Below are 21,166 nucleotides of genomic sequence, written 5' to 3'. Positions count from 1 at the left end.
CTTATGGAACAAACAAAAATTTCATACAATAACGGTTTACACAAAGCTAGAGCCTGACACTTTGATCCACTTACACAATATTTTCCGCCATATCTTTGTTTATGCAGCGCTGTTAATTCTTGTTGTTTATTTTGTAGCAACACAACGTTCGTTGCTAATCGACTGGTTCGTTCCACTACCATGGATTGGGTACTTAGCATTAGCGGTTGCCGCCGTCGTTGCATTGCTGTTTGGCCGTAGTCGATTATTCTGGTGCTGTAATTTACTCGTTATATTACTGTTTTTTACACATGGAAAAATAGCCATTTCAGCTGAATTTTCCCGCCGCTTACCGCTAATAACATTAATGCTATTGAGTTATTTAAGCTTTGCGAAAGACAGTGGATTTTCCCTATATAATATGGTCATTGCGCTGGTAAAAATACTCTTTATTGTTGGGTTTAGCTGGATAACGCTCAGCTATTTACCTCACGTCGCACAAAACCTACTTAGCCCAATATATACTTTTGCTAATAATATTGATCCACAGTTAAATGCGCTATATACCCCGTTTGAATGGTTAATAGTGTCTTTAACACTGACTCTTTGTTTTCTAAGATTTATCTATATCTCTGACAACAACCACGGTGCGCTGCTACTTGGCGTTGTGCTGGTTGCCATGATGCCAGCGTATACACAATTTGAATTGCATAACGTACTAACGCTAACACTAGCGACTAGTTTTCTATATGCCATATTAAAGGACAGTTTCAATATGGCATATAAAGATGAGCTCACCACGATTGCGTCGCGTCGTGCTTTGATGCAATACGTGAATACGCTCGGGCGAAAGTATGTTGTAGTGATGGCGGATATCGACCATTTCAAAAAATTTAATGACACATATGGACATGATGTAGGTGACGAAGTACTAAGGCTTGTGGCTAGTCGTTTAAATAAAGTTGGCGGTGGCGGCAAAGCTTTCCGCTTTGGTGGGGAAGAATTCGTATTGATATTTCCCCGTAAAACTCCCCACGAAGCCCTGCCCTTCATTGAAAAAACACGTCAACTAATTGCCGATTATCCGATTGCTTTACGAGATAAACCTCGCCCCAAGAAAGCCCCAAAACGTTCCTCGAGCAATCAATCCCAAGGAAAAACAGTTAAGATTACCGCCAGCTTTGGTATTGCCCAACGCAACAAACAAAACAGTCAGTTCAGCGACATAATGAAGCAAGCTGATGTCGCCTTATATGCGGCCAAAAAAGCAGGCCGAAACTGCGTTCAACTGGCGAATCAACTGGGATAACACTATGTCAATTCAACAGGTATTAGTCATCGGCTACGTTTGGCCAGAACCAAATTCGTCAGCAGCAGGCCAGCATATGATGAGCCTATTAACACTTTTTCTTGAACAAGGTTGGTCGGTTAGCTTTGCGAGTCCAGCGCTTCAAGGCGAACATAAAATAGATCTCACCCAATTAGGAATAAATGAGCACAGTATCGTGCTGAATTGCGCTAGTTTTGATGACTTTATTTTGAGTCAAACCCCCGATATGGTGTTGTTTGATCGCTTTATGCTAGAAGAGCAATTTGGTTGGCGAGTAGCTAAACATTGCCCTGACGCATTGCGAGTTCTTGATACAGAAGATATGCACAGTTTACGAAATGCTCGCCATCAAGCGTTGAAACAAAAGCGGCCAGTAACTGAACACGATTTGAAAAGCGATATAGCGCTGCGTGAGGTGGCATCGATTTACCGCTGTGATTTAACGTTGATTATTTCTGACTATGAACTCGCATTACTACTTAAAACCTTTAATGTGCCAGATTTTCTGCTCTACTATTGTCCTTTTATGCTTGATATCGCAAATACAGACACTCAAATCAACAACAAAACTTTTTCACAACGTCAGCATTTCATCAGCATAGGTAATTTTCGCCATGAACCCAATTGGAATGCCGTATTGTGGCTTAAAGCGGAAATATGGCCACGCATAAAACAAGCCCTCCCAGCGGCAGAATTACATGTGTATGGCGCATACCCACCGCCCAAAGCTACCCAATTACACAACCCTAAACAGGGTTTTCATATTAAAGGTTGGGCAGAGGATGCTAAGGCAGTTATGAGCGAAGCACGGATTTGCTTGGCTCCTTTGCGTTTTGGTGCTGGTATCAAGGGTAAACTGGCTGAAGCCATGCTGTGTAAAACCCCTAGTGTCACAACTTCGATTGGTGCTGAAGGTATGTGCATTGAAGCAAATTGGCCGGGCTTGATAGCCAATAGCGCGCAAGAGATTGCCAACCAAGCCATCGCTTTATACCGAGATCCGACGTTGTGGCATAGCACACAAATAAAAGCTAACAAAGCATTGGCCCGTTTTGATAAACGACATATTGGACCTGCTCTTATTAATCAACTACAACAATTAAAAAGAAACTTACCCGAACATCGCCTAAAAAACTTTACAGGTAGTATGTTGCAACACCATCAACATAAAAGCACCCAATATATGGCCCAATGGATTGAGGCCAAAAACAAATCTTTGTGAAAGCATTAATACATCATAAATAATCAAGCCTAAATTTTGGCTGTTTTTTTATTCAAAAACTACCACTAAAATAGTATTCAAATAGGTTGGAAGAACACGTAGTATCTGCTACCTGTTTTTATCTCGGATTTTACTGTTGAGCACACACAATCGAAGTAGCTTGCCCCGTTTTGGCTTCAAAGTGCCCATCATGTTGTTTATTATGGCTATTGCCGTTGGCATCAGTGGCTATTTTACCTTATCCGATTCAGTGGAAGAGCAAAGCCGTCTTCAGCAGCAGTCTATGTCACCCGCTTTCGATTTAATTACCGAAGAATTAGTCAAACCTTTGCATACCGCGCAAGTTATTGCCAATACTCAAACACTGCGTAATTTAATGAGTGCCGATACCATTGACGATAGTGCGCTACTTGCTTTAGTGAAGCGCATGTCAATGGATTACAACATGACCTTTTTTGTTGCCAGCGAAACCAGTCGTACACAATACAATTCTAATGGCACAACACTGGCGTTAAAAGAAGGTGAAGTCGAGTGGTATTTTCGCGTTAAAGAACAACCACTAAATGTGGCCGCAGCGCTAGGTAATCGACAAGACGTGCATATCTATTTCGACGTCAAAGTGTTTAATGATCAAGGACAATTCCTCGGTTTTATAGGCGTTGGTAAACGCCTAAAAACATTCTTAGATGCTTTTGATAGATACAAAGACTCATTTGGTTATGACTTTGTATTTGTAGATAACAAGCAAGACATAGTATTGGCGTCTGACCCAAAGTTACTCGCTAACGGTAAGCGTATCTTACAAGTCAAACAGTTACCTTGGTTCCAAGCATTAACCCCAAAGCAGCAAGCCCTACCTAGCCTAAATAATATTATTGTTAAAACCCCCGACTATACAAGCTTAATTGCGCAAATAGATATCAAAGTATTGCGCTGGAAAATGTACATACTAACACCGTTGTCATCGCGTAAAGATGCCAGTACCGAGGCGTTTACCAGCCATACCTCTTTTGTAGTATTGATTATCTTCTTAATCTTTGTTGTCGCGCACTTGGTCATTCGCTTTTTTGAACGTGAGACCGCCAAAAAACATCAACTTGATCCCCTTACTCAACTGCATAATCGAGCTCATATTCAATGGCGTTTTGATAAAATTGTCAGGGCAAATCAAGAGGCTAGCCTTATTATGGTAGACGCTGACAACTTTAAGAAAGTCAACGATACCTTCGGTCATAATATAGGTGACAAGGTACTGATTAAAATCGCCCAGCTGCTGCAAAATGAATTACGTGAGTATGACGCTATCGCGCGCTGGGGAGGAGAAGAATTTGTTATTTTACTTCCGTCGACCAAACTTGAAGAAGCAAGGATCATTGCTCAGAGAACCTGCTCTATGATCGCTAGTCATCCGCTGTCTGTAGATAATATTGATATGTTTATTTCAGCGAGTTTTGGGGTAACACATTCGCCTAAACCCCGCTCTTTAGAGCGCCTTATCAAGGTCGCTGATGATGCGTTATATGAGGCTAAGCACGCAGGGAAAAGTTGTGTCCGAGTGCATGAAAGTTAGCACTAAGCTAGCAGCGATCGTTCTAGCTAAGGGTTAAGTATATTAAAAAGCGATTACCGGTGGATGTTATAATCTATTTTTAACTATTTAGTCATGGAGTTCATCTTGCTCGCTCGTGTTCGCAACAAGGTATTATTTACGTCCAAACGAATATCTGCATACTTAGTCACCTACCCTAATCAGCACAAAGTGATGACACATATTGATCCTGTGCCTAATGGTAAATACTACAAATTTAACATCGTGTTGAAGCAACCTAAAGTGGGTGGCGTTTTTCGCTGTCAGAAATGCATCCTAAATCTATTCGGACGCATTTATTTTTTCAGGCCAGATAAATATGAGCATAGCGTGTCACGTATTGAACAGGGCGAACGTAAGATACTAAGTATCTCATTAACACTTTAGTCTTTGTGTTAAAAGCTAAAATACACTTCTATTGACCCACCAACCCAATAACAAAGCACATGAAAAACTCAACAAAGTGCCTAGCATCATATATTCAGTTAGTTTCATGTCCTTTTCCTTGGTTAAATCGCCAAAGCGAAAAATTGTTTTGGCTGCAAGTAAGAATCCTACTCCAGCAAATTGACCTATTAGGATAAACGAGATAATTAGACAACGTTCCAAGTAGCCGATCCAGCGCCCAGCAGAAGCCAGTCCAGACTGTTTGTCAGCCAGTTGTGCTGTATAACTCCCTAATGCCACAGAGATTGCAATTGATGCTGGGCGACAGGCGATAACATAAGCACAAACGAGTGCCAAATATTTTACGTTGAGCACCAGTAACAACTGCGCTTTAATATCAGCCAAGGTAAAACCTGAAAGTACTGACCAAGCGATTAAAAGAACTAATACGTGAAGCACCTGATCTAATAAAAAGTAATATAAATTATCGGTTTTATAGGACTTCCATAAATCAATTAACAGATGGGAAAAGCCAATCAAGGCAATGGCAATTAATCCTTGTCCTGATAGCGCCCCGCCAATCCACAAAACAATAATCAATAGCACAATGTGTGACAGCAAATGTTTGAGCAAGCCCCAAGATGCCAAATGATGACGTTTCCTGCACGTTACCCAAGCGTCTTTTTGAATATAAAAGTCACCTAATATATGGGCGACGATCATCAATAAAAATAATTCCATTAATTGTTCACCTTGGCCTCGTATAAGGTTAAATACTGTTTAACTAGCTCGGCACCCATTCGGGTTAAATGCTTAGTCACATTTTGCTGACTAGTGCCCAGAGCTGTTGCCAACTCCGAATGAGTTGGGTAATCCGCCAGTAAGTAGTGGTACAACACATTGGCTTGTATTTTTGTATGAGAACACAATAAATGATCTAGAAATTGCGTAGCCAATACAAGGGCATCATAAAAGTCGCTCCCTTCATGATGCAAACTCATGTGGCCGCTAGGGGTAATGTCCAATCCTCTCCCTGATAACGTAAAAGCAGAGCCTTGAGATACGCTTGGTGTGCTACCTTCAATCAGTTGATCACCTAAACCAACAGACAGGGTAATACCGATGGGCTTTGTTGCATCAGGTGCCGAAATAAGTAAGCTTTTCAATTCAATCGCGACACGCATTGCATATTGAGGCTGACTGAAAATCAGTTGTATTGCATCTCCCCGATATATTTCCCCTCGTGTATTGAAGCGTTTTTGACACACTTGAATATAATGCTCCATCAATCTGATCGCCAGTTGATAATCTTGTCGCGACATATTTGTCGAGTCCACCAGATCTCCTGTCAAAACAGCAATCATGCATTCCACCTTTGGCTGTCGTTGCGTGTAATTTAAGCCCAGTGTATAACCATGTTTGTTCAACGCGCAACACAAACAACCAAATTTGATTGTTAAAGCCATTAACAACCTAAAAAGGATGTTAGCAAGTAAAGCAACCTAAAAAGGTTGTATACTCGTTGCTGCCGTATCAAATGCAGGATGGTAATAGGGTGCTTTGCAATAGCCCACGTGCAAGCAATTAAATATAAACACAAAGGGAGAACATCATATGCAACAAGCTATCATAGGATTCACTCAAGACGATGAATCAGATTGGGTAGCAAAACTGGCCTGCGGCCATCATCAACATGTACGTCATAATCCCCCATGGACTAACAGACCTTGGGTCGTCACACCACAAGGTCGCCAACGTCATCTGCATGCCATACTTGAATGTAAAAAGTGTGATGAGGGAGCACCAATGGACTTTATATTGACCAACTAATTCTTCGCACTTACATGGTATGCCTGCGCGGGAAAAGCATTAGATAACAAGGCAATGAAAAAGGCAGGCAGCCCGTTTCATTACCTAGACTAATGAAAAGTGTAATTTCACGCTATTCGGTCTTAAAACCATTTTTAAAATCAGGCCACTTGTCCACTATAGTATCGACAACATTTGCCCCCACGAACACGATATTTTCTACTGTTTCAGCAAAACCGCCCGCGGTTTCGCCAGGCGCAGGATCAAGGTGCGCCAAGGTGCTTTCATTGGGGTTTCCTTGATCAAAGTTAACCGCCCCGCGCAAACTCAGCATTCTATCAATACCCACTGTACGGGATAATACCTGCGCTATCGCCACGCCTTCCATTTCAGCAATCATGTAGTCATCAGCCCCATATAGCTGACTAATATACTGAGCTTCAGCCGACAATCCAGGACCATGAAAGAATGTATCCCCAGCGATATGTGAACCGACAGTTACCGCTGGCTTACGACGCGCTTGAGTTTGAGGGTAACGCATGCGATATGCCTGAGCATCTGGTGAATCCATTAATTGCACATTTTGTGTTAACATCACAGCCCAGTTCACCAAAGCACTATTAAGCTGATAACGGCGTATGTCTTCATAGCCTTGCCTTGGCATAAAAACCGGCTCTCCCGGTTTACCTTCTGCTGGCATCCAGCGATGTCCCAAATCATAGTCAATTAACCAACTTCCCCAATTTACATCTCCAATTGTACCTTTTGATGGTGGAATACCACCCACACCACTAATAACAAAATAACTGTGTGTAAAGTCCAATTGCTCATTCAAAATTATGGCCTGCATAGACGAAGAAGATGCGACTTTGCCCATTCCTAGAACTGAACCACACACACCATCTTGATTACAAAAAACTGGCCCTAACGCGCCTTTAACTATGAGCGGTTCACTGTTAGTAAAGTAGCGCTCAAACCAATGCTGAAACTCACCTGCTTTATCCCCTTGATTAGCGCCAATTTCAAACATGCCCGCGATAAAAACCTTGACGGCAATGGGCTTTTTTTCGACGCCATAAGTCGACACACTCACCAATAAACTCAAGGCTAAAAATACATACTTCAACTGACTACTCCTAAAAAATAAATTAAGCGGGTCTTACTAAAGGCACCCTGTTTGCATATTGGAGAGTGATAAAGCAAAAATCAAACCCTTTAAACTTAAAATATAAGTAATTTAAATCAATACGTTAAGAAAAAATACTGCGAGCAGCTATATTACCAAGCACCAAGATGACGCACCGGCGCACTAATTTGTATTGTCATATTGTTACAGCTTCGCTAACGTACTATGACAACTTAAGTTATGGGTGCTTACATGTTAACAATACAAAACACTGGCCTTGTTGTAGTCGATATACAAGGTAATTTGGCGCATATGGTTCACCAAAGCGATGTGCTAATCCGCAACGCACTTGCTATGATAAAAGGTGCAAAAGCGTTACAGCTACCAATAATTCATCTAGAACAAGCCCCACAAAAATTAGGCTCGACCGTTACTGAACTCGCCGATGAATTGAAGCCTTACAACGCTATAATCAAACATACATTTAACGCTTGTGACGTCGCTGAATTCCCACTCGCCTTAAAGGCAGCAAAAAGAGGCCATTGGTTAATATGTGGCATCGAAGCTCACATTTGTGTCTATCAAAGCGCAATGGGAATGATGGATTTAGGTTACACCTTGGAGGTTGTTTGTGATGCAATTTCAGCCAGAAAGGAAGAAAACAAAATCCTCGCCATTAATAAACTGAGCGCCAATGGTGCATCTATCACCAGTGTAGAAATGATTTTGTACGAACTAGTAGGTGATAGCCGTTCACCTGCCTTTAAAGCCATTTTACCCTTGATAAAGTAGCCATGAGCCACTTATTGGCTCATATTTCTCTGCTAAATGACTCACTTAACATAGACTTTAATCTGCTCAATCACAGCCTGTAAGCCATTGCCACGTGACTGGCTAACATGTCGGCCTAAACCCAAATCATCTAAATAAGCGTGCAAATCAAACAGCTTAATCTGCTTAATCGTTAAATGAGTCAATGGCTCAAAAATAATAGCTAATAACCCCCGTACAATTTTACTGGGTGAATAAGCGGATAACGCCAAATAGTTACCTTGCTTTTCACACTTAAGCCAAACCTGACTTTCGCAGCCCATCACTTCGTATTGACCGATATGATCATCACTTGGAAGTTTATTTAACTGCTTCCCTGCCAGCATGATTTGGCGATAAATTTCGTCCCAACTGCTCGCCTGACGAATACTTAATGCAAGAGGCATTGTTGTGATATCCACCCTGCTCTTCTTATCCTTAACAGCGCTAACGGATATTGGCGCACAATCGAGATTAGACGAGACGAATGGTTTTGAAGCCGCATTTTCTGATATCGGATTGAAATGAAAATGCGGACGAAGAGTTTGCACTATCCCTTCCAGTACCTGCAGAAAATGCTGCACTTCATGTAATGTGTTGTAGCAACTCAACGAGGCTCTTACCGTACCATCTATGCCTAACGCCTGCATCAGCGGCATGGCACAATGATGGCCTACTCGAACTGCAATATTATGCTCGTTTAGCAATACACCAATGTCCTGATTATTCACCTCAGCAATGCTAAAGGATTGCACGCAAATACTGTTGTCTAAATCTCCCCACAAACGTATACCGTCAATCTTCTTAAGACCATCAACCAGGACACGATATAATGCTTGTTCAACTTCATACATAGCACACTGATAAGTGCGCACAAAAGAAATTGCCGCGCCCAAACCTAGCACTCCAGCGATGTTCGGCGTACCGGCTTCAAATTTAAACGGTAAGCTTTGAAAGGTTGTGCCGGAAAAGCTAACTTTTTCTATCATTTCTCCGCCAGTCTGGTACGGCGGCAAGCCTTCCAACAGAACTTGTCGTCCGTACAACACTCCTATTCCCGTGGGGCCAAATATTTTATGTCCGCTGAAAACATAAAAATCACAATCCAAAGCCTGCACATCGACAGGCAAATGCGCAATCGCTTGCGCGCCGTCAATCAAAGTAAGGGCGCCATGCTTTTTTGCAAGCGTAATGATATGAGCAATTGGATTAATATTGCCCAGCGCGTTAGACACATGACCAATAGCTACCAGCGCTGTTTTATTGTTGATAAGACCTTTGGCTTTGTCGAGTTGCAACACACCGTCTTCGTCCACGGGGATCACTCGAATACGCAATCCTAGCTCTATAGCAATTTGTTGCCAAGGCACAATATTGGCGTGGTGTTCCAATGCCGTAAGTACAATTTCATCCCCCGCTGAGATATGCCCCTTAGCTAAGACCGTCGCCACTAAGTTAATACTTTCTGTGGTGCCTTTCGTCCAAATGATTTCCTTTTCACTGGCGGCATTAATAAAAGCAGCCACTTCTTTGCGCGCCTGCTCAAATGACTCGGTGGTTGCCGCAGAAACCCTGTGGCTAGCACGGTGAACATTGGCGTTTTGCTGAGAATAGAATTGGTTGATTGTGTCGATCACTGACTGAGGTTTTTGCGTCGTCGCCCCGTTGTCAAAATATAGCCAAGGAAATTCGCCATTTTGCTGATTAAATATGGGAAATTGCTGACGCAGAAACGACTCGGACATAACACTCTCAAAGGAAGAAATAGCAGGTGCAGATTGTTGTTAAAATCAACGGCTTAATCAAGTCAATTCGCAAATTTATAACACGACTAGCCCTAGACATTTGACTGAAGGCCTAAGGGTGGTTTCCTTCACGCGATAACGTGTTACTGGCATATGGATACTATAAGGATATTAATATCTCAACGAGGCGAATAATTTTAGCATTGGATAACTGGCGGTAATCAAAGTACGGGCATACCACTACACGCTGGACAGTGTCATAAGCAAATTCCTCGTCAAGCCACACTAAATTGATGCTCGCTGCGGTAGCGTTTTTGGGCGCTGTACTTAACAACAAAGATTTAGCATATGTGCGTCCCATGATTATATTATACGTATTATTGGCGCCCAAACGACACTCATCAGGTGAATCAAATTGATTACGAAATATAGGAGGGCTAAAAAGCAACGAGGTTTGACTTCCTGCTTGTAGCAAAAAATTGTCTCGATAAGTTTGCCAATTAAGGCATTTTGCGCCAGGTAGCTCCTTAGCTAATTTAGGATCCGCGCTTCGCCAAGCAAATAGCAGTTTGGCATACACGTTGAAAACCTTTCGCCACCCATTACCACAATGTCGATTGAGCGCTTCAATATCTCCATCACTTAGCTCTTTTAGCCCACTGATGGTTGCAAAATCTTGATAATTTGGCCGATTAGCTATGTACACATTAATACGGGCATTGCGATCACCTAAGCCCGCATTAAATATAATGGCGTTTGTCACAATTACTCGGGTTGCAGTTCCTCATCAATACACTCTAGCATTTCTTGTGCTTCAAGCATGATCCCCTCTTCATCTTCACTCAAAGGGAAGACCAAAACCAAGGTGTTATTTTTTTGCATACCCGGTAACCATAATTGATGCCACTCAGCAAAATCAATTTGCTTAGGCTTACAATCTGGAAAATCATTTTTTACCCATGCCTCGGCAAATTCTGCATAAGGCCACACAGGAATACAGGCATCATCTTCGGCTTTCAGCATTAACCAGCCATTATCACCAAAAAGCCCCCACAAATGTTGAGTCTCTATCATATGGCTGATCGCATAATCAAAGCGCTCCTCGGGCAACAATTTACTAAGGGCAATAAAGTCTTCCGCTGAAATTTCCGTCATATATAATTCCTGAAATAGTGAGTGTGTAATGAGTTTTTTGCGCTAACGAACACGTTATATCAGTGAGAGCCTCACATCAACATTGTGCGAATTTTAACCAGAAACATGATTTTTACGCAGTTATGGGCTGTCACTTAACAACACATGGAAAAGGTGAAAACCAATGTCGCAAAATCGGTGGCGAAGAATACACTATCCACCCAAAAAACGCCAAAAAGACGTGTGTTTTTGTTGTTTGTTATCCTGCTTTCAGCCGCGGGTCTGCACACGTATTTGTATTACAGCAATATAGAAGAGGGATCGAGTAATAATAATCTCTATCGAATACTCTACGAAGCGTCCAACACGCTGAATGCAAACCTAGATAAAATTAAGCGCGGTCGCGATTATAATGAAAGCTCAACGCGACTAACGTATCAACCGTTTTGCTAAGCCACTGCCCCGCCTACAACGCCGTGAAATACTAATCGATAAAGCCTGCTCATCACTGTACAACGTAAAAGACTTCTTGGCTCTAGTAAGGCCAGTGTAGAGCAACTCTCGACTTAGCAAACGTGCCTGTGAGCGCGTTTCAATACGCGGTAGACACAGATATACGTGATCAAATTCAGAGCCCTGACTCTTATGAATAGTCATCGCATATACTGTTTCGTGAGGCGGTAAGCGGCTAGGCAGCACTCCGCGCAACGTCCCTTGCTCTGTTACAAACCAAACTTTCACTAAGCCCTCTTTTTGACCATCAGGCATAACAATGCCTATATCACCATTAAACAAGCCCAAACTGTGATCATTTTGTTTGAGCATAATAGGCCGACCAATATAAAAATCACGACCAAGATCAATCAACCCTCGTTTGTTTAACTCAGACTCAATCAAAGCATTTACTTGGTATACGCCCCAGTTCGCTTCTTTTTGCGCACACAATACTTGTTGCTGCTGCAATAACGCGAATACGTCGGTGCCTTTAGTTTCTACCTCACCTTCAATACACACTTGCTGAACACGCTTAAAATAGCGTTGATAACCAGCGAGTAAGGTATCCACTAATGCTTTTGGCTCATTACTGATATTCCACGTTATATCTGGGTAGGTTGCATCAGCAAACAACGTTTTAGAAAAAGGTAAATTGCCAGTATTGATCGCCCTGGCCAAGCGACCTATGCCACTGTTTTCACTAAACCGGTAACTCTTATGCAACAGGGCAAGACTATCACTGATCTTTGCCTTATTTGTACGACGGCTGGGTAGATCGATCTGACACAGACTTTTAATCACGTCTAGGGCGTCATTACTATACGGCGGCGGTTGATTATAAATCGAAGGCGCGTAATCCAACGCGGCTGAGCAAATGTCTGATAACACACTACCAGCCTCAACTGATGCGAGCTGATCTTTGTCTCCTAGTAGAATAATTTTTGCTCGCTCTGGCAACGCTCCGAACAATTTGCTCATCAATGGCAAGTCGACCATTGACGCTTCATCGACTATCAGCACATCTACATGCAACGGGTGCTGTTCATTAAAACGAAAGTATGGACTATTCGGAACACTGCCTAACAAACGATGTAAGGTGCTGCACTGAGTGGGTAAGTCTGCTTGTAAAGTCTCAGGTAAAGCTGACATAGCTGCGCTGATAGATTGACTCAAGCGCGCAGCCGCTTTACCTGTCGGAGCGGCCAACTTAATTTGTAAACGCTTTCCTTTGTGTCTTGCTAACCCTTGTAGTAATGCCATAAGACGAATAACAGTCGTAGTTTTGCCTGTGCCCGGTCCACCTGTTATCACGCTAACATTTTGGCTCGCAGCTAAGCATACGGCGACTCTCTGCCAATCAATCTCTGCATCTGAAAAACTCACAGTATCATGCGCATTGCCGTTAGTAGTCGGCGTTTGTGCACCAAATAGCTGTTTTAGTAACCTGCGGCCCTCATCAATGTTTAGCGCAGACGAGCGACCGCTCATACTATTAATCTTCTCAGCTAAGCTCATCTCATATTGCCAATAGCGCTGCATATACAATTCATCGCCCTCGAGTATCATAGGCTTGTTGATCTGCGCGTCTGGTTGGTCAGCAGCAAAATTGGCCACACAAGTCGATACTGACAACATACCAATAAGCTCTGCAGGCGAACCAAAACGATAGTAAGGTAAGAACGGCTGATAAAAACTATTCAGCGTTAGGCAACTATCTTGTTCACCTAATCGACTGCTTAAGTACGCAGCTATCAAGCCAACCATATGAATACCCGCACTATCAATGGCTGAATCGTTGTGTTCATGCAGCATAATAAACTCAGCAAATGCAGCATCTAAAGGACGTATGCGACCAACGCTGAGCAAGTCGTGCAAAATAGTCTCAGTGGTAGATGATTTAGCTGGCGTGTTTTGTAGTGCGAATACCTCAATGCTATCTACTGCCCCAGGATCACTTTTTGTGCTTGTGACTACCATAAATTTAGTTGTCCTTGTTCCATGGGATCATCTTTACCTGAGCCGCCATCATGGTCGTTTGCATCATTACCTTTTTTGTCCAGCATTTGAACGCTACCCGATGTATTACTAGCATAGTCATCACCTTCGGAATATTGCCCATTAAACAGTGCATCAAGATCTTCAATGAGCGCTTGAGAGGGCTTCATATAAAACACACCATTACCCGGTTTATCACTGTGCATACCACGTAAAAAGGTGTAATAAGCACCGCCTATATCTCGGTCAAAATCATAATCAAGCCATTTATTTTTCAACCAACGATGCAGCGCTAACGTGTATAAAATAGCTTGCAGGTAATAATCATGCTCTTGCATGGCATTGGCCATCGCTTCCCCGTGGTAGTCTGAATATTCAGCACCTAAATAATTTGACTTATAATCCAAGACATAAAATTTGCCTTCATATTGTAAGGTTAAGTCAATAAAGCCTTTCAACATGCCGTTAAGTTGCTCAAATTGGTAATGATGTTTTCGTTCGAGAATGTGCCGATCTAGTATGTGATTAAATGTCTTGGCTTGCACGTCAATCAGAGGCAAATGAAATTCCATTTCAACGAGTATTTGTTGTTTGTTTAATATGGCTAGGCACAGATCATTTTCATCCGTCAATTTGGCTTGCAACAAGTCCCGTATCCATTGTTCAACCATGCTAAACCATTTTTCATCGATCCCGTACCAGATCCCTTTTTGCGTAATCACTGTGGATAGCTCAACGGGGTTGGTAAAATCGATAGACTCCAACACCCCGTGTAAAAATGAGCCCACTTGAGCCCCCTTAACAAACGTAAATTGATCCAACACTTCTTGCTCATCTATATCCTCAATGCCACTATCCAAGCCGTCAACATTGGGCAGGGATATTTCGGCATCAGATAACATGTCGCTGCTGTCAGCGCTTATTGGGGCAGATGTGTTCACAGTCGGTAGCGACGTTCCTAACGTTTCGCTCTGTGAAGATAAGTTCGTGCGTACGTTAGGGTTTAACCCAGATTGATGGGGGGCAGTTTGCTTGGCAATAGTGCTGGCTAAATCGACTTTATCCGTACCCTCATCTAGCCCAGGAGACAAAAATTCATGATGCTGCTGACTGCTAATAGCGGAATAACTGGTCAAGCGCCAACGCCGTGTAATCGCGCGTGATAAATGAGCAGCCTTCAACCGAGGTGACGCCTCTGTTTGGGCAGTATTAGCATTTTGAATTTGTAGAACAAGTTTAAAGTCATTTACCGCTCGTTCAGCCTCTGTTGCGTTAAAGGCGTGGTATCCCACATCGATATCATTGCCTAAATCACTCAAACGTTTAGCAATCATGGCATCGTTTATCTGCGTACCTTGATTAAATAATACTCGTCCCAGTGCCGTTTGCATCAGCTGAGACTCTTTCTTACGTTGAGGATGACCGTTATTCCATAGGCCAATAAAGCAGTAGTGCACCGCACGAGTTAACGCCACGTACAACAGCCGAATGTCTTCCGCTAAACGTTCGTGATCTGCTAAAGCAAGGTTGGTGTCACCACCTAAGAAGTCAATAACAAGACCCTCTGTATCACTATGGTAGATTGCCTCTTTCATCTCACGGCAACGGGCCGCGAAAGGAATAAACACCATGGGGTATTCCAACCCTTTACTGGTGTGCTGGGTAATGATTTGGACTAAATTTTGTTCCGTTTCCAAGCGAATTTGCTGACCTTCATTGTCATTATCCGGTTCAGCCAAATGTTCTTGAAACCAATGTAAAATCTGACTTTCACCAGACATTAACTGACTTTGCACTTGCAATAATTCAATTAAATGACGCAAATCTGTTAAACGCCGTTGCCCATCTCGAAACTGTGCTACCAACCGCTGGGCAATATCGAAATGACGCAGTAAAATATTTAGCGCCATCATCAAGCCGTGTCTCTGCCAAAGCTGATGCCAGTATGCAAATTGCTCAACCAATTTCTGCCATTGCCATTCTTCGCTAAACAATTGGTCAAGCGCTTGCGCGTCATAGCAAAACAATTCGCTGCTAATGGCGGCGCGTAAGTATCTATCATTACTGGGGTTGGCAAGTGCTTGCACGATGGAAAATAAATCAATGGCCGTTTGACTAGCAAATACACTTTTGCGTGCCAAAAACATGCTATCCACCCCCAGTTCAGCTAAGGCTTGCTTGATGGTGTCTGCTTCGTTGCGATCCCTAACCAGCACACAACAATCTCCGGGCATCAATGAACGCTCAGCTATTTTTGCATCACCTTGGCGACCCTGTTCAATAAAATTTGCGACACGCCATGCGCAGTGTTTAGCCATAGCGGCTTGCGCTTCTCCCCACGGTAGTGGACTGCCTTGTTCACTGACCAAATGCTGGAAATCCAAACTGCTATGTGTTTGCCCTATTACCTGCAAACCAGATTTTTGGGTAACGCTATTCACTGCTTGAAACGGAATACTGTCTTTGAATAAAAAACCGGCTTCACTTTGGCTGAAGAGCGTGTTGACCCCTTCAACCAAACTAGGTTGAGAACGCCAATTGGTGCCTAAAGTGAATTGATGGGACTCATCTACCAACGCTTTGGCAGTAATATAGGTATGAATATCGGCCCCACGGAAGGCATAAATGGCTTGTTTAGGATCGCCAATTGCTACCCAACAAGGCGTTATATCAGAAAACTGCTGAGTATAAATAATTCTAAAAATATCAAACTGAACCGGATCGGTATCTTGAAACTCGTCAATAAGCGCCGCGGGATAACTAAGCTGAATGGCTTTCGCTAACGACTGCTGAGCCCCTGTTATTTTTTTATTGTCAGTATCATTAGGTTCTGCTTCTGACGCACAGATTAAGGCGTCGCTTTGCTGTTGTTGTTCTATAAGGGCTTGGTGCAGGTTACTCAGTAAATCATCTGGCGACAATAACTGCAAACGCTGCTTATTTGTCGCCAAGTTAGCTGCAATATTTTTTAACGCATCCAAACTATAAGCAAGTAAAAGCGCTTCATGGCACTGTTGTTGTAAGCGCGCTAACGTTTCGAAACGTGAAAAATCTAAGTGCCCTAAACTCTTTGATGTTTTCTTCATTGCTCCAGTGACTTTTTCAGGGCTAAAGGCTTGCCACAGGTCTTTATCAAAATCAGCTTGGGTATTATCGCTAACACAAAAAGCCTGCATTTTTGTAATGAAGTCCGCTTTGCCCAGTTTGGTATTCGCTTTAAGGTCGGCGTCGATAAGTTGCTGTGCAACGTTGTTGTCTAGCCACCAATGCTTAGTGTCATAAACGGATTCGATATAGCGCATAACACTTTTGTGACTGGTCGCAATATCAACCGTTTGCAATGGCGTAACATGACGATATAACAAAGACCGCAGGTTAGACTGCAGTGCAGACGGGCCTTTCCATATCTTCAACAGTTCTTTGAGTATCTGGGCCGGAATATCCACGATATGGCCCCGCCAGTAATCCTCTACCGCCAGCTTTAACCACTGGGATTCATCCAGCACCAGACTTTGTTCATACATTGCGCCACTTTCAAACGCGTGCAAGCTCAGCATTCGCTGACAAAAACCGTGGATGGTAAATACCGAGGCATCATCCATTTGCTTTATCGCCAACAATAAACGGTGACAATCAAGTTCGATATTAGCGCTACGCCCAATCAAATGTTGGGTGAACTCATCACTACTTTTGCCAGCATAAAAATCTAAATAAGCGCTGTGCAAACGTTGTCGAATACGTTGCTTTAGCTCAGCAGTCGCCGCATTGGTAAACGTCACGACTAAAATTTTATCTACGCTAAGTGGCTCGCACTCATCGCCTAATAACAAACGTAAATACAAGTTAACAATGGTGTAGGTCTTGCCTGTTCCAGCGCTCGCTTCAATTAACGATGCGCCCACCAAGGGAAAAGTTCTTGTATCTAAGGGGATCATGACTCAGCCTCTATACTGTCAAACAACGGACCAAGCAAGGCGTGACTAACATGGCCAAAGGCATCAAAATGTTCTGCTAAATCAGGGCACACTCGGCGAATGTGGGGCTCTTCCCCTTCACCTTTTGCAAAATAACTGCCATAAAACGTGTTCTGCGCTTTTAGTAATGCCTTTTTTTCATCACTGCCACTTAACCATTCATACGCGGTTTTAGGATAGAAATGCAGTACCTGCTGCAGGCCGATGCGCCAGTAACGTATAAAAATGGCAAGCTGAGTTTTCGCCTCATCCATGTCTATGGCGCTGATGCTAAATGGTTCTTTGTCGTCAATACCAATAAAATATGCTCGCTTGTCACTGGCCACGGTGCCATTGGCACACAAGGCTAACCACGTTAACCATAATTGAGTAATGTTATTACCTTTAACTTTACCGGGGCGCCAAAAAACCAAATTTCCATTATATAAATTATCAACCCAGCCCGTTATTTGTATTGCCTGACTGAGTCCGCTGACTTGCTCAGTCTGTATTGCGCTTATGTCATCGTTGGACTGCCCCCCTTCTAGCATATAGCTCAGCGCAAAGTTAACCTCAGTCCGCTTTGCAGACACCTCCTCTAGTGAGCCGCCTATAACGGCAGCGATGGCGTCAATTAAGGCCTGCGATTGTTTGCGGATGGGTTGTAAGCTGATATCCGCGATATTGCCTGTTGGTAATCTCCCCTCTGCCCGCAGGCGTGCCGTCCAATCGTCTTGCTGGGTGGTAACAAACCGCTCGTTCAACACATATCGCGATAAGGCATCAAGCTCAAAAGGTTCATCATCACTTTGCACATCATAAATACGGGTTAGACGGGTCTGCCAGCGCTGGGTAAAAAATGCTTTAGCCGGATTACTGAAAAACTGCAAAAGCTCATCTAATTCAACGTCCGTGGTTTGCGCTAAATCTGGCAAGGGTGATAACGGATTAGGGCAAAAGTCCATTGGCTTGTCGCTAACAAGGTGCCCTTCGGCTAACTGCTGAGCCAAAGCTAACCAATGTGTTTGAAAACTACGCTGTAAAGATGCCTGAATAGACGACGTTTCATCTTTATTAATATTAGATTGCCCATCCTCTACATCAAAATATTTAGGATTAAAAGGCTGCAGCGCATGTACGTGGTAAATATGTTGATACAGATTCTGACTACACGCTTGTGGCGTGAGTATATCGTCACCCGCTAAACAAAAAGTTTGCTCAGTGTATTCCAGTAATTCACTGAGTAGTATTGACGGAGTACGTGCTGAGTTATCCTTAGCGCTAAACCCTTGAAAACTCAAATAAAGGCGCTTGCGAGCCGATAATATCGCCTCTAAAAATAGATATCTGTCATCTAATCTACGTGAACGGTCTCCCCGTCGTCCTTTGCCAATTCGCATTAAATCAAAGCCCACAGGTACTACCTGACGCGGATAATCGCCGTCGTTTAAGCCTAATAAACACACCACCTTGAATGGCACGCTTCGCATAGGCATAAGCGTACAAAAATTTACGTACCCAGCTAAAAATCGCTGACCAACGCCTTTACTCGACAGATTTTGTTCAAGCTCAGCAAAAAAAACATCATGCACAATTTCACCGTCATACTGGCATTGGTGCATACTCATTTGTTCGATAGATTGACGCAGTTGTAAAAGATATGATTGGTCGTCATCGTCAGGCAAATAAGTATTTTCAATCAGTTCAAGCGCCTCAGTTATTTTACCTTTAAGGCTACCTTTAGATTGGCAAAACGTTAATGCTTTACCCAACTCACGACTGAACATGTAAAACTTACCCAAGGCGATAACATGCTGCCCTTCTATATGCTCGTACGGCGCAATTTGCTGCGATGAATCATCGAACATACCTTGTCCGCCCATTGCATAACCGGCCAACAAACGCTGTAAACCAAATAGCCAAGTATTTTGTGATTCCCTAGGCAATGCCCAACGAGATTTATCATCACCATCCCAGCCCCATCGCACACCAGCATCTGCTAGCCACACACTGAGTAGTTCAAATTCGTCAGGCGTAATATCAAATTTACGTTGAATTGCCGGCACTTCGCATAAAGCGAGAACATCAGATAAGCCAATACGACTTTGATGCAGAGACATTAATTGAATAAAACTATTGAGTAAGGGAGATTCTTGCTGTGCGTTGCGATCAGAAATTGCATAAGGAATGCTTAACGCTTTTTCCGTGCCGCCAAACACACCATCAATGATGGGCGCATAGGCAGCGACATCGGGCATCATTACAATCACATCCCCTGGGTGCAGTTCAGGATCTTGGGCAAAAAGGTGCAATAACTGATCATGCAGTATTTCAAGTTCACGTACCCCTGAATGACACGCATGCACTTGAAGTGACGTGTCGTCATGCTCAATGGCTATTTTAGGATATAGTGAACCGTTCGACAGCAACTCTTGGGCCGGCAAGGGTTCGCTAGCCCCCCGATGGGTTAACGCTAAAACCTCATGTTGTATATGCCCTAACAAACCCTCAGGCTCCTGTTCGATGAAGGCCTCATGTTGCTCTACATCTAGGCCTAAGATCATGTCTTGATAGTCTCGGCCTTGCTTACCCCAAGATGCCAATAACGGATTACCTACCAGCAAGTAATCGTCCATACCGTTGATACCACCAGTTGATTCGTCATTGGCTTGCTTTAAGAGGTTGTGCAATTTGGCCTGTAAAACCTGCTTATTATCCACTATATCGCCCCAATAATGGGCGCTGGGATTAAACCAAAATATGATAACTTCACGACTTTTTGCCAATGCTGCAAAAATTTCCAACTGCTGTACTGGCATTGCAGATAAACCAAAGACAAACAGCGGTTTTTGCTCGGTGCTTTGACCGCTGACTTTTTCCAGCTCAGTGAGCAAACGTTGATGCAGATTTGCCCGATGATAAGGTGATTCGTCGAGCTCCTTGGCGAAGTCGACCAATGCACGCCACAAAATGGGTTGCCAAGGCTGTGATGTTACATCGGTATCAGGTAAGGCATTTTCACCTTTCTCCCAGGTTAGGATCCATTCAGGACGATAGACTAAGTATTGATCATAGATATCAGCGATTTTCTGACACAACTGGTACAACTTAAGTGGCTGCTTGTCATTTAAATATTGGGCGATACTGGCAAACTCATCCCTGTCACTCATAGCGGGTAAAATGCTCATAAGCTTCCACGTCATATTGTCTTTAGTAAAAGCGGATTGTTCGGGCAAGTCGTTTACATGGGCTTTATACAATTGCCAAATGTAACTCGATGGTAAAGGGAAATCGATATTCGCGGCAATGCCAAGCGCTTGACCTATCTCTATTTTCAACCACTGAGCCATTCCAGGGCTTTGTACCAATACTACATCCGGGGAAAATACGTTCGTCAGCGTACATTTACTCTCGCCAAGCCAACCAATAAGGTAGGCAGCAAGACTTTCCATTTTATTAGACTGAACCAGATGTAACATAGGGAACTTCACTTGGGAAATTGATGCCCAAGTGTAGCAAAAATACTGTTTATAAAACCATTATTGTTTGGTCATTGAATAGTGTCTAAGCAGACGGAAAAGTGAACTAGGTCA

Annotated in this window: 15 protein-coding genes; 6 read left to right on the top strand and 9 right to left on the bottom strand. The window is 43.1% G+C overall.

Annotated features, from left to right (window positions below):
• Positions 1-61 precede the first annotated feature (61 nt).
• The 4 genes from GQR89_RS08305 (at position 62) to GQR89_RS21510 (ending at position 4,506) form a co-directional block, all read left to right on the top strand.
• The gene (locus GQR89_RS08305) at positions 62-1,288 is read left to right on the top strand and encodes a GGDEF domain-containing protein (protein WP_233269125.1); all 1,227 of its coding nucleotides are present in this window, start codon (positions 62-64) and stop codon (positions 1,286-1,288) included.
• Positions 1,289-1,292: 4 nt separating this feature from the next.
• A complete protein-coding gene (locus GQR89_RS08300; protein WP_158769609.1) occupies positions 1,293-2,531 on the top strand; it encodes a glycosyltransferase in 1,239 nt (412 codons plus the stop codon).
• A gap of 190 nt (positions 2,532-2,721) precedes the next feature.
• Positions 2,722-4,101 carry a sensor domain-containing diguanylate cyclase gene (locus GQR89_RS08295; RefSeq protein ID WP_199271426.1) on the top strand — a complete coding sequence of 460 codons (1,380 nt, stop codon included), beginning with the start codon at positions 2,722-2,724 and terminating at the stop codon, positions 4,099-4,101.
• Positions 4,102-4,206: 105 nt separating this feature from the next.
• Positions 4,207-4,506: a 2OG-Fe(II) oxygenase gene (locus GQR89_RS21510; RefSeq protein ID WP_158769608.1), complete on the top strand. Its 300-nt coding sequence runs from the start codon at positions 4,207-4,209 to the stop codon at positions 4,504-4,506.
• 15 nt (positions 4,507-4,521) lie between these two features.
• Here GQR89_RS21510 and GQR89_RS08285 read toward each other — a convergent pair whose 3' ends face one another.
• The gene (locus GQR89_RS08285; RefSeq protein ID WP_158769607.1) at positions 4,522-5,247 is read right to left on the bottom strand and encodes a DUF3307 domain-containing protein; all 726 of its coding nucleotides are present in this window, start codon (positions 5,245-5,247) and stop codon (positions 4,522-4,524) included.
• Positions 5,247-5,870: a MarR family transcriptional regulator gene (locus tag GQR89_RS08280; protein WP_158769606.1), complete on the bottom strand. Its 624-nt coding sequence runs from the start codon at positions 5,868-5,870 to the stop codon at positions 5,247-5,249. The genes GQR89_RS08285 and GQR89_RS08280 overlap by 1 nt, the downstream gene beginning before the upstream one ends.
• Before the next feature lie 250 nt (positions 5,871-6,120).
• On the opposite strand from GQR89_RS08280, the gene GQR89_RS08275 reads away from it, so the two are divergent.
• Positions 6,121-6,336 carry a DUF3565 domain-containing protein gene (locus GQR89_RS08275; protein WP_158769605.1) on the top strand — a complete coding sequence of 72 codons (216 nt, stop codon included), beginning with the start codon at positions 6,121-6,123 and terminating at the stop codon, positions 6,334-6,336.
• 112 nt (positions 6,337-6,448) lie between these two features.
• Here GQR89_RS08275 and GQR89_RS08270 read toward each other — a convergent pair whose 3' ends face one another.
• Positions 6,449-7,441, bottom strand: coding sequence for a purine nucleoside permease (locus GQR89_RS08270; RefSeq protein ID WP_158769604.1), 993 nt, complete (start codon positions 7,439-7,441; stop codon positions 6,449-6,451).
• Between the two features lie 252 nt (positions 7,442-7,693).
• Here GQR89_RS08270 and GQR89_RS08265 point away from each other — a divergent pair, with 252 nt between their 5' ends.
• Positions 7,694-8,233 (top strand): isochorismatase family protein, encoded by a 540-nt coding sequence (locus tag GQR89_RS08265; RefSeq protein WP_158769603.1) that lies wholly within the window; start codon positions 7,694-7,696, stop codon positions 8,231-8,233.
• 41 nt (positions 8,234-8,274) lie between these two features.
• On the opposite strand, the gene GQR89_RS08260 is transcribed toward GQR89_RS08265, so the two are convergent.
• The 6 genes from GQR89_RS08260 to recC form a co-directional block, all read right to left on the bottom strand.
• On the bottom strand, positions 8,275-9,996 hold the full coding sequence (locus GQR89_RS08260) for a SufS family cysteine desulfurase (protein WP_158769602.1): 1,722 nt from the start codon (positions 9,994-9,996) through the stop codon (positions 8,275-8,277).
• A 160-nt stretch (positions 9,997-10,156) separates the two neighbouring features.
• The gene (locus tag GQR89_RS08255) at positions 10,157-10,759 is read right to left on the bottom strand and encodes a hypothetical protein (RefSeq protein WP_158769601.1); all 603 of its coding nucleotides are present in this window, start codon (positions 10,757-10,759) and stop codon (positions 10,157-10,159) included.
• Between the two features lie 2 nt (positions 10,760-10,761).
• Entirely contained in the window at positions 10,762-11,151 is a 390-nt protein-coding gene (locus GQR89_RS08250) for a DUF2750 domain-containing protein (protein ID WP_158769600.1), read from the bottom strand.
• A 408-nt stretch (positions 11,152-11,559) separates the two neighbouring features.
• Entirely contained in the window at positions 11,560-13,602 is a 2,043-nt protein-coding gene (gene recD, locus GQR89_RS08245) for an exodeoxyribonuclease V subunit alpha (protein WP_158769599.1), read from the bottom strand.
• The gene (locus GQR89_RS08240; protein WP_158769598.1) at positions 13,596-17,555 is read right to left on the bottom strand and encodes a UvrD-helicase domain-containing protein; all 3,960 of its coding nucleotides are present in this window, start codon (positions 17,553-17,555) and stop codon (positions 13,596-13,598) included. Before GQR89_RS08240 ends, recD begins: the two co-directional genes overlap by 7 nt.
• Positions 17,552-21,052, bottom strand: a complete 3,501-nt coding sequence (gene recC / locus GQR89_RS08235) for an exodeoxyribonuclease V subunit gamma (RefSeq protein WP_158769597.1) — start codon at positions 21,050-21,052, stop codon at positions 17,552-17,554. Before recC ends, GQR89_RS08240 begins: the two co-directional genes overlap by 4 nt.
• Positions 21,053-21,166: the final 114 nt, after the last annotated feature.

The organism is Paraglaciecola sp. L1A13 (genome assembly GCF_009796745.1).
Classification (GTDB): Bacteria; Pseudomonadota; Gammaproteobacteria; order Enterobacterales; family Alteromonadaceae; genus Paraglaciecola.
Note: the sequence above shows the minus strand (reverse complement) of the source record. Positions and strands in the feature narration are given on the sequence as shown.